Below are 9,832 nucleotides of genomic sequence, written 5' to 3' on the forward strand. Positions count from 1 at the left end.
GGCGATGGCCGCGGGCTCGGACAGGGCGTCGATCAGCTTGTCGGCGCGCGGCTCCTGGTCGGCCGGCGGCTCGCTGGAGGCGCGCAGCACGAACAGGCCCAGACAGGCCACGCCCGCCAGGCCGATCAGCAGCAGCAGGCCGGCCAGGGTCGCCGGACCGGCGTTGACGGCCGGCGCGGCGGCGAACACCACAGCCATGACAAAGAACACCACAGCGGCGGCGGTGAGCGGGTCGAAACGGCGGCGCGCGGGCGCGCGATGATCAAGCTCGGCCATGGGGTGTCCCAGCCGTGGTCCTGTTGACGGGGCCGAAGCCCCAGACGAATCACTCATAACTATAGACTCGGAAAGGGTTTTTCACCGAATGGCGCCCTTCGCGCCAGAGTTGCGGAGCGCACGCGCGGGAATACCGGAGCGTCATACCGCCCCCGCCAGCTTCTTCTCGCCGTTCAGGATGAAGCCGATGATCTTGGCCACCGCCTCGTAGTGCTTGGGCGGGATGAAGTCGTCGATCTCGATCGCCGCGTAGAGCGCCCGCGCCAGGGGCGGGTCCTCGACCACCGGCACGCCGTTCTCCTCGGCGATGGCGCGGATCTTCAGGGCGACGGCGTCCAGCCCCTTGGCGACGCACATGGGCGCCTCGGCCTCGCCGGCCTCGTACTTCAGGGCGACCGCGTAGTGGGTCGGGTTCATGACCACCACGGTGGCGTTCGGCACCGCCTGCATCATCCGCCGGCGCGAGCGCTGGATGCGGATCTGGCGCTGCTTGGCTTTGACGTGCGGGTCGCCTTCGGTCTGCTTGTAGTCTTCCTTCAGCTCTTCCTTCGACATCCGGTGCCGCGCCATGAAGCGCTGGCGCTGCCAGAACCAGTCGAAGCCCGCGACCAGCAGCAGGAACCCCGCCACGGTGAAGACCAGGCGACGCAGGATGTCGGCGGCGAAGGGCAGGATGGCCATGGGCTCCATGGCCGCCAGGTTCTCCAGCTCGCGCAGGTGCGGCTTGATCACCGTCCAGACGATCCAGGACAGGATGAAGACCTTCACCGTCGACTTGGCGAACTGCATCAGGGCGTCGAGCCCGAACAGCCGCTTGAAGCCGGCCATCGGCGAAAGCTTGTCGAGGGTGGGCGCGAGCTTGCTGGGCGTCCAGAGCAGACCCGTCTGGGCCACGTTGCCGGCCACGCCGGCGATCATCGAGGCGCCCAGCACCGCCGCCAGCAGGGGCGTGGCGGCCATCAGGGCCTGCCGGGCGACCTGCACCCCGCCGCCGCCGCCGACCGAGAAGGCCTCCGGATGCTCCAGGAAGGGCTTGAGCGCCAGGGCCATATCGCGGCTCATCCAGCCGCCCGCCATGGCGAGCACCGCCGCCGCCGCCGTGAAGGAGGCCAGCTGCGGCAGGTCCATCGTCTTGACGACGTCACCTTTGGCCCGCGCATCCGCGAGCTTTCGGGCTGTTGGTTCTTCTGTTTTCGACTCGGGATCGTCGGCCATCTAGCCTCCGAACACAGCGAGTAGGTCGCGGTAGCCATTGACCCAGACCATGCCGACCAGGCCCAGGCTGAGGGCGAAGATCGACAGGCCCAACAGCACGATCAGCGGCGAGGCGACGAAGAAGACCTGGAACTGGGGCATCACGCGGCCGACCAGGCCGGTGGCGACGTTGAAGATCAGGGCGAAGACGGCGACCGGCGCCGACAGCTGGATGCCCATCTTGAAGGCGTCCGCCATCGTCCGCACGGCCAGCTCGCCGGCGTCGGCCACCGGCACGGGACGGCCGAACGGGAACAGGCTGTAGGACTTCACGATCCCGGCCAGGAACAGATGGTGCAGGTCCGTGGTCACGATCAGCACCGTGCCGATCAACGACAGGAAGGTGCCAAGCGTCGTGGAGTTCTGGGCGATGCCGGGCGCCGCGGTCTGGGCGAAGGACAGGGTGGTCTGGATCGAGACCACCTCGCCGGCCACGGCCAGGGCGGCCATGAACATCCGCAGGACGCCGCCGATCATCAGGCCGATCAGGATCTGGCCGATGACCGCGAAGGCCATGTCGCTGACATTGCCCGGAACCGGCGGGACCACTGGCGCGACCACCGGCAGCAGCATCAGGGTCATCAGGAAGGCGAAGGCCATGCGCACCCGCGCCGGGACCACCGTGTCGCCGATCCCCGGGATCAGCATCACGAGCGCGGCGAGCCGGGCGAAGATCAGTCCGCCGGCGTAGATCTGGGCTGCGGTGGCGTAGGGTCCCACGGCCGCGGCTACATCGCCGCGATGCGGGCGGCGATGTGCTGCATGAAGGTGTTCATCAGAGCGCCCATCAGCGGTAGGAAGAACAGCAGCGAGGCGAACACCGCGACGATCTTCGGGGCGAACACCAGGGTGGATTCCTGGATCTGGGTGAGCGCCTGCATCAGGCCGATGCCGACGCCGACGATCAGGCCGACGATCAGCACGGGCGCCGACAGCTGGATGGTGAGCCAGATGGCGTCGCGACCGACGTCCAGAACCTCCGCGCCGTTCATGCAAACTCTCTCGGACAAGCGTTAACCATACCCCGGCAAACTGGCCGAATATGGTTAACGAAGGCCTGCGACCGGCGGACTTTAGCCACTTGATGAAGGGGTTATGGAACCCTGCCGAAGTTCACGCAACGAATCAGAATTGCCCTGCAATACACTGAATGAACTCAGCTCTTTTGCGCCGACAGCCAGGCGCGATAGCGCTTGACCTGGCCGCTCCGCGCGAGCTGGCCACCGATCAGGGCGAACAGCGGCGAGGCCTTGGGCGCAGGCTCCTGGCCCTTACCCATGCGGCCGATCTGGCTGACCACGAAGGCCATGTGGCCCATGCTGACCAGGGTCTTGTTCTTGCTCTTCAGCTTGGGGGCCGGCGGAGCGTCGGGGCCGCCGGCGCGCCAGTGCTTGGGCAGGTCGGGATCGATGGACAGGGCGGTGGCGATCCCCACCACATCGACGCCGCCGGCCAGGACCTGCTCGGCGACTTCCTTGCGGCGCACCCCGCCGGTGCACATCAGCGGCATCTTGGCGATCTTGCGCAGGTCGATGGCGAACTCGAGGAAGTAGGCCTCGCGCGCCAGGGTGCGACCGTCGGCGGCTTCACCCTGCATGGCCGGGCTCTCATAGCTGCCGCCCGAGAGCTCCACGAGATCGACGCCGAGGTCATTGAGATAGCCGACCACGGCCCGCGCATCATCCTGGTCGAAGCCCCCGCGCTGGAAGTCGGCGGAATTCAGCTTCACCGACACCGCGAAGTCGGGGCGCACCGCGGCGCGCACGGCCTTGACCGCCTCGACCAGCAGCCGGGCGCGGTTCTCGATGGGGCCGCCCCAGCGGTCGGTGCGGTGGTTGGCGAGCGGAGAGAGGAACTGGGAGATCAGGTAGCCGTGGGCGGCGTGCACCTGGACCCCGTCGAAACCGGCCAGGTCGGCCAGCCGCGCGGTGGCCGCGAAGCGGCCGATGGTCTCCAGGATCTCCGCCTCGGTCATGGCCCGCGGCTTGACGAACAGCTTGGAGGCCGAGCCGAGATCGAGCGGCACATCCGAGGCGGACCACCCCTCCCCGCCCTGGTCGGCCTGGACCTGGCGGCCCGGGTGGTTGATCTGCATCCAGACCTGGGCGCCGCCGGACTTCGAGGCCTTGGCCCACTCCCGATAGGGGCCGAGATCGGTGGTCTCCTCCAGCACGCAGTCGGCGGGGCCGGTGCAGGCGCGGCCGTCGATCATCACATTGCCGGTCAGCAGCAGGCCCGACCCACCCCGCGACCATCGGGCGTAGGCGTTGAACAGATGCTTGTCCGGCAGCTGGCCGGGACCTGCCAGGGCCTCCTGTGTGGCGGCCTTGGCGATGCGGTTGGGCAGGGTCGCGCCACAGGCCAGGGGAAGCGGGGCGAAAAGGTCGGCGGCCATGGAAGGGTCCCGTGTTGCGGTCACGGCCAAGCTAGCAGGGCGGACGCTGGGTCAGGCAGGTTGATTTTGCATGGCCGCCCACCATGGATCGTCATCCTCCAGGCCTTGCGCCAGCAAGGATCCGGGGGACCGAAGCGGCTTGCCAGCTTAGATGAGTCAGCTTGGGTCCCCCGGATCGCCCTGCGGGCGACCGGAGGATGACGGGAGTGGTGGGTGGCGATGACCACGAGCAGGTCCATGAGGGTGTCATCCCGGAAAGCGCGCAGCGCTTGTCCGGGACCCATACGCGCGGGGCTGTCCGGGTAGATCGGTGTCTATGGGTCCCGGTCTTTCGCCTAGGCGAAAACCGGGATGACACTGAAGGTTTGCTCGCTTAGGCGAGCCAACCTTCAGATCGGCATCCGCATGATTTCCTGGTAGGCGCTGATCACCTGGTCGCGGACGGCCATGACGGTTTCGAGGCTGGTCTCGGCCGCGGAGATGGCGGTGACCACGTCGATCAGCTCGGCCTTGCCCTGGCTCTGCAGCATCATCTGATGCTCGGCCTTCTTCGACGCCTGCATGGCGTCGGTCATGGCGTTCTTGACCATGGCCCCGAAGTCGAGACCGCCCTCCTCCTGGCCCATGGGGGCGGAGACGCCGTGCTTGGACGTCGCGGCATAGGCCTTGGCGGCGGCGAGCGCGGTCATCATGGCCTAGGCTCCTACTTCTTCAGGAGATCGAGGACGCGGCCATCCATGGCCCGCGCGGTCTCGATGACATTGAGGTTGGCCTCGTAGGCGCGCTGCGCCTCCTTCATGTCGAGGGCCTCAACCAGGCTGTCGACATTGGGCAGCTTCACATAGCCCTGAGCGTCGGCGGACGGATTGCCGGGCTCGTAGGCGGTCTTGAAGGGCTTCTGGTCGGGCTCGACCTTGGACATCCGAACGCCCTGGGCGCCGTCGACCTTGGCCGGCTCGAACACCGGGATCTGACGGCGATAGGGATCGCCGCCGGCGGTCTTGGAGGTCGAATTGGCGTTGGCGATGTTCTCGGCGATGACCCGCATCCGGGCCTGCTGGGCGCGAAGCGCGGAGGTGGCGATCGCCTGGGCCTGACGCCCCATGCTGCTGATCTCGGCCATCGGCGTCTCCTATCAGCGGCCCGGCGCGCGCGAGGCCATGCGCAGCAGGTTCAGAGACTTCTGATAGAAGCCCACCGCCGCGTCGAAGTTCATGCGGGCGTCGCTCATCTTCATCATCTCCTCCTCCAACACGACGGAATTGCCGTCGAGGGTGGTTTCGGAGTCCGGCTTGCGCTGGGCCTTGAAGCTGCTCCCCAGGGCCGACTTGCCGCGCTGGGACGGCGGCAGCATGTGGCCGGGCTGGGTGGTGACCATCATGCCGGCGGACTGCGACTGGGCCTTCATCTGGGCCTCGAAGCTGTAGGGCTTCAGGTCGCTCGGCGTGTAGCCGGGGGTGTCGGAGTTGGCGACGTTCTGGGCGATCACCTTCTGTCGCTCGGACAGATATCCGAGCCGGCCCCGCAGCATCGAGAAGAGCGGAATGTCGGTGATGTCCATGACAAACATGGTGAACAAATAGGGTTAATCGCTCCTTAAGACCCTCTGGCGCAGAGGTGGGACAGGCCGGCGCGCGCCGGTCGGAGGCCCCCGTTCCCGCGATGCATTTCGCCGATGTACTCCGCGCCGTTTTCGCGCTGACCCTGACCATGGGCCTGATCGGCCTGTGCGCCGTGGCCCTGCGCCGGTTCGGGCCGGACCTGGTGGAGCGCCTGTCGCGCGCCCCCACCGAACGGCGCCTGAAGGTGGTGGAGAGCCTGGTGCTCGATCCCGCGCGCCGCCTGGTCCTGGTGTCCTGCGACGGCGAGGAACGCCTGATCCTGCTGGGCGAGGGCCAGGTCCTGCCCCCTGCCCCGCCCCAAAAGTCCCGTCCCAAATCCGCCAAGGCCGACGCCTGATGCGCAAGCTCCTGTCCCGCTTCGCCGCCCAGATGGGCCTGTCCGCCCTGTCGCCGCAGGACCTGCGCCGCGCCTTCGGCTATGCGGTCCTGGCCACGGTGGCCGGCCTGTTGTTCCCGGCCCACGCGGCGGCGCAAGCCGTGAACATCAACCTGGGCTCCGGCGCCGGCCTGACCGAGCGGGTGGTCCAGCTGATGGGCCTTCTGACCGTCCTGTCGCTGGCGCCGTCCATCGTCATCATGACCACGGCCTTTGTGCGCATCGTGGTGGTCCTGTCCCTGCTGCGCACGGCGCTCGGCCTGCAGCAGAGCCCGCCCAACGCGGTGATCATCAGCCTGGCCCTGTTCCTGACCGCCATCGTCATGGGGCCGACATTCCAGAAGTCCTATGACGACGGGATCAAGCCGCTGCTCGACCAGCAGATGGAACTGCCGGAGGCCTTCGACGCCGCCGGCGCGCCCGTGAAGAGCTTCATGCTGGCCCAGGTGGATCGCGAGGACCTCGCCCTGTTCGTCCGCCTGTCCAAGGTCGAACGCCCCCCGACCCTGCAGGACCTGCCCCTGCGCGTGGTCACCCCGGCCTTCATGATCTCGGAGCTGAAGCGCGCCTTCGAGATCGGCTTCCTGTTGTTCATCCCCTTCCTGGTCATCGACCTGGTGGTGGCCAGCGTGCTGATGAGCATGGGCATGATGATGCTCCCACCCGTGGTGGTCTCCTTGCCGTTCAAGCTGATCTTCTTCGTGCTGGTGGACGGCTGGCGACTGGTGTCGGGCAGCCTGGTGGAGAGCTTCCAGCGGGGGGCTGGGGGGTAGGCGCGCCGCCCTTTCCGCACATCCCGGCGAACGCCGGGATCCAGGTGACGCACGCCTGATGTACAGGACGCGGACTGGTGGGGCTTTTCCCCCGCTCTGAGCCATATGATCTGGGTCCCGGCATTCGCCGGGACGTGCGGTTGATTGGCCTTGCCCGATGGGTCCCCAGGATCGCCCTCTTGGGCGACCGGAGGATGACGCGAGGGGGGTGGTAGGCGTCAGCCCTTGGCCTTGCCCTTGGGCGGGGCGGCTTCGGCGGTCTTGCCGGCGGCGGGCGTGGCGGCCTGGCGCGTGGAGGCGCCCACCGGGGCCGGCTTTTCGCGGAACTTGACCTTCATCTTGCCGACCCAGCCGGCGAAGGACTCGTTGTCGGCGGTGACGCGCCCGAAGTCGGCGACGCCCAGCTGGCCGGACGACATGCCCGACAGGGCGACCTGCAGGGCGTCGGGATTGTGAGCCTGGGCGATGAAGCCCTGATAGCGGGAATAGAGCCTGGCCAGAGCGGCGTCGTCGCCGGCCAGGCTGTAGGAGACCCCCGCGCGCAGCAGCTTGCCCTCCTCCTCGCTGGTCAGGGCCTGCGGCAGCTTGAACCGGTCGCCCAGCGACTTCTCGAACATGGCGCCGGCCGTGGGCCAGTCCTTGCGCTTCCAGGCGATCTCGGTGCGCAGGTCCTGGCCCTCGCGGGTGGTGTCGCGCTCGATCATCTCCTCGGCGCCGTCGAGGCGGCCGAGATTCATCAGGGCGCGGCCCTCGATCAGGCGGCGCTCGGCGTTGAGCGCGTTGGGCAGGACCGTGGTGCGCGAGTTGTTAATGGCCTGCAGGGCCTGCTCGGGCTTGCGATCCATCAGGTAGATGGTGGCGAGGTCGGTGGCGACCTGGGCCCGCGGCACGCCATCCAGACGATTTTCCACCTGGTATTTCAACAGGTTCGCCGCCTGATCCAAGAGATCCACGTCCACCAGGCGGCGGACCAGCTTGCGCACCATCAGGTCGCCGTCGGCCCCCAGCGGCGTCAGGTCCTGGAAATCGTAGAACAGGGCGAGCGCCTGGACAGGCTCCAGACCATCGGCGGCGCCATCCAGGAACAGGGCGCGGAAGGCGTTGGTCAGGTCGGCCTGGATCTGGATGGATTCCGGCTTGTCGGCCTGGGCCGGCGGGGCCGACTTGAAGGCCTCCAGCGCCTCGCGATAGCGGCCTTGGCTGAGATAGAGCTGGCCTAGCGCGCGGATGGTCTCGAGCTCGGTGGCGTCGCCGCGCCAGCGATAGCGCAGGCCCGCGAAGACATTGGCCGCGTCGACCGGCGAGATCTGGCCTAGCTGCAGCTTGATCTGGGTGGCGCGCAGGGTTGCTGGCGCGGTCAGGGACTCGGTCGGCGCCTTCATGATCGCCTGATAGACGCCCAGCGCGCGCTGGGGCTGGCCCTTGGCCTCGATCACCTGGGCCTGGATCAGGCGGGTGGCCAGCTCCTCCAGCGGCTCGGCCTTGTCGCTCAGCGCCAGCTTGATGGAGCGGTCGGCGCCATCGATGTCGCCCAGCGCCAGGGCCGCCTGGGCGTCGGCGCGGGCGAACCGCTGCTTCCACATGGGCGAGAACAGGCCGAAGGCCTCGGAGCCGTCCAGGAAATGGCTGCGCGCCTCGGGCCACTGGGCCAGCTGGGCGGCGGCGTAGGATCGCCACAGGGCGATGGAGGGATCATCCGACAGGGCCGGCGATGCGAAGTCGGCCTGGGCTTCCTTGTAGCGGCGGGCCATGACCCGCGAGATGCCGCGCAGCCCCCGGAATTCCGGGTTGTCCAGCACCTCGGGATTGGTCCGGGCGATGTCGTTGAGCAGGCCGATGGCCTCGAAGGACAGCTGGGAGCCGACCAGGAAGCGGGCCAGCGCCATGCGCGCGGCGATCGGCGCGTCCTTGGCGACAGCGCCTTCCTCGGTGGCGGCGTTGAGCAGCTGGCTGTAGCGGCCGAGGAACCCGGTCTCGCCGGTGCGCGGCCAGTTCACATCGTCGATCAGGCCCGGCATCGACGCCGGTTGGGGCGCGCCGAGGCTGGCTTCGATCTGGCGGACCTGGGCGAAGACCGGCGACAGGGCCAGGCCCGTGGGGCGGCCGATGTGGACGAGGTCGCCCTCGCGCTCCACATGCAGGTCGTTGACGTAGGACTCCATCCCCAGACCCTGGGCCGAGGGCAGCACCGCCATCTGGACGTATTCGCGGCGCATCTGCACGCCCTTGGACGGGCCAAGGGCGGTGACGACGGACAAGGTGTCGCCGACCACCGGGTCCTGCACCCGGACAGCGCGGGTGGAGCCGGCGATCTCGGCCTTCAGGGCGGCGGGGCCGCCGACATCATCGCGGCCGATGCGGATCGGCGAGGCCTGGCCCTGCGGCCCGGAGCCCAAGGAGATCGTCCAGGTCCCGCCCAGGTTCGAGGCGAAGACCGGAGTGCCCACCGGCGAAGCGATGCGGACGGCGGAATAGTCCTCGCCCTTCACCGCCTGGACGGTGGAGAACTGCTTCAGGCCGCGCGGGGCGCGGGAGACGTCGATGATCGCGGCGGCGTCGAACACCACCCAGACCGCGGCGCCGCGGCGGAACACGGCCGCGCCATTGGGATTGGCCCAGGGAAAGGTCAGCTGGACCTGGCCGTTGGACATGGCCGCGGTCATGTGCACCACCCCGCCCGGCGGCACGGGATTTGGGCGCTCGGGCTCCGGCTCGATCTGCGGGGCTTCGGCGACCTCGACCGGGGCGGCGCCGGGGGCGGTCGGATCCGCGGCGGGGGCCTGCGCCTCCTCCGCCGGCTTTTCGAACAGGTTGACGTAGGTCGCGCCGTCGGCCGAGCCCACCTTGGCGTCGGCGCCGTCGGCGAGGGTGAAGACCAGTTCCAGCCGGCCGCCGGCATGACGCGCCTCGGCCGTCTTCAGCCACTTGGGCGGGCTGTATTTCAGCCGGGCGATGTCCGGGTTGGCGTCCCGGTCGAACTTCAGGCTGAGGACCTGACCGTTGCGGCTGGTCGTGGTGCGCGCGCCGCCCGCCCAGTGCAGCTCGATGCGGGTGAAGTCCCGCGCCTCGCCCACGTGCACGTCCAGCGCCCCGCGCGGCGCCACCGACCCAGCCGTCGGCGCCGCCACGCCCGCGG

The 9,832-nt window shown here is 68.7% G+C and carries 10 protein-coding genes and 1 pseudogene; 2 read left to right on the forward strand and 9 right to left on the reverse strand.

From position 1 onward, the window contains the following. From ACFQ27_RS19915 to flgB, 8 genes and pseudogenes are all read right to left on the reverse strand, one after another. Positions 1–276: pseudogene (locus ACFQ27_RS19915) on the reverse strand (cell cycle histidine kinase CckA); the annotation flags it as partial. 141 nt (positions 277–417) lie between these two features. Further along, positions 418–1,491 (reverse strand): flagellar biosynthesis protein FlhB, encoded by a 1,074-nt coding sequence (gene flhB / locus ACFQ27_RS19920; RefSeq protein WP_374345199.1) that lies wholly within the window; start codon positions 1,489–1,491, stop codon positions 418–420. Continuing rightward, positions 1,492–2,250, reverse strand: coding sequence for a flagellar biosynthetic protein FliR (gene fliR / locus ACFQ27_RS19925; RefSeq protein WP_374345200.1), 759 nt, complete (start codon positions 2,248–2,250; stop codon positions 1,492–1,494). Positions 2,251–2,258: 8 nt separating this feature from the next. Continuing rightward, a complete protein-coding gene (gene fliQ / locus ACFQ27_RS19930; protein ID WP_374345201.1) occupies positions 2,259–2,522 on the reverse strand; it encodes a flagellar biosynthesis protein FliQ in 264 nt (87 codons plus the stop codon). A 164-nt stretch (positions 2,523–2,686) separates the two neighbouring features. Then, complete coding sequence (locus tag ACFQ27_RS19935) at positions 2,687–3,925, reverse strand: NADH:flavin oxidoreductase/NADH oxidase family protein (RefSeq protein WP_377354807.1); 1,239 nt, start codon at positions 3,923–3,925, stop codon at positions 2,687–2,689. A 389-nt stretch (positions 3,926–4,314) separates the two neighbouring features. Further along, positions 4,315–4,617, reverse strand: coding sequence for a flagellar hook-basal body complex protein FliE (locus ACFQ27_RS19940; protein WP_374345203.1), 303 nt, complete (start codon positions 4,615–4,617; stop codon positions 4,315–4,317). An 11-nt stretch (positions 4,618–4,628) separates the two neighbouring features. After that, on the reverse strand, positions 4,629–5,048 hold the full coding sequence (gene flgC, locus ACFQ27_RS19945) for a flagellar basal body rod protein FlgC (RefSeq protein WP_374345204.1): 420 nt from the start codon (positions 5,046–5,048) through the stop codon (positions 4,629–4,631). Positions 5,049–5,060: 12 nt separating this feature from the next. Beyond that, a complete protein-coding gene (gene flgB / locus ACFQ27_RS19950) occupies positions 5,061–5,495 on the reverse strand; it encodes a flagellar basal body rod protein FlgB (protein WP_374345532.1) in 435 nt (144 codons plus the stop codon). 92 nt (positions 5,496–5,587) lie between these two features. On the opposite strand from flgB, the gene ACFQ27_RS19955 reads away from it, so the two are divergent. Beyond that, positions 5,588–5,884, forward strand: coding sequence for a flagellar biosynthetic protein FliO (locus tag ACFQ27_RS19955; RefSeq protein ID WP_374345205.1), 297 nt, complete (start codon positions 5,588–5,590; stop codon positions 5,882–5,884). 32 nt (positions 5,885–5,916) lie between these two features. After that, positions 5,917–6,696 carry a flagellar type III secretion system pore protein FliP gene (gene fliP, locus ACFQ27_RS19960; RefSeq protein WP_377354810.1) on the forward strand — a complete coding sequence of 260 codons (780 nt, stop codon included), beginning with the start codon at positions 5,917–5,919 and terminating at the stop codon, positions 6,694–6,696. A 218-nt stretch (positions 6,697–6,914) separates the two neighbouring features. On the opposite strand, the gene ACFQ27_RS19965 is transcribed toward fliP, so the two are convergent. Beyond that, positions 6,915–9,832: endoglucanase (locus tag ACFQ27_RS19965; RefSeq protein ID WP_377354808.1), on the reverse strand; the 2,918-nt coding region annotated here is incomplete at its 5' end.

The organism is Phenylobacterium conjunctum (genome assembly GCF_042679085.1).
GTDB lineage: Bacteria > Pseudomonadota > Alphaproteobacteria > Caulobacterales > Caulobacteraceae > Phenylobacterium > Phenylobacterium conjunctum.

Coding starts and splice junctions, on each gene's coding strand:
- flgB (WP_374345532.1), bottom strand. CDS start 5,495: ATGTTTGTCATGGACATCACCGACATTCCGCTCTTCTCGATGCTGCGG.
- flgC (WP_374345204.1), bottom strand. CDS start 5,048: ATGGCCGAGATCAGCAGCATGGGGCGTCAGGCCCAGGCGATCGCCACC.
- ACFQ27_RS19940 (WP_374345203.1), bottom strand. CDS start 4,617: ATGATGACCGCGCTCGCCGCCGCCAAGGCCTATGCCGCGACGTCCAAG.
- fliQ (WP_374345201.1), bottom strand. CDS start 2,522: ATGAACGGCGCGGAGGTTCTGGACGTCGGTCGCGACGCCATCTGGCTC.
- flhB (WP_374345199.1), bottom strand. CDS start 1,491: ATGGCCGACGATCCCGAGTCGAAAACAGAAGAACCAACAGCCCGAAAG.
- fliP (WP_377354810.1), top strand. CDS start 5,917: ATGGGCCTGTCCGCCCTGTCGCCGCAGGACCTGCGCCGCGCCTTCGGC.
- ACFQ27_RS19935 (WP_377354807.1), bottom strand. CDS start 3,925: ATGGCCGCCGACCTTTTCGCCCCGCTTCCCCTGGCCTGTGGCGCGACC.
- ACFQ27_RS19955 (WP_374345205.1), top strand. CDS start 5,588: ATGCATTTCGCCGATGTACTCCGCGCCGTTTTCGCGCTGACCCTGACC.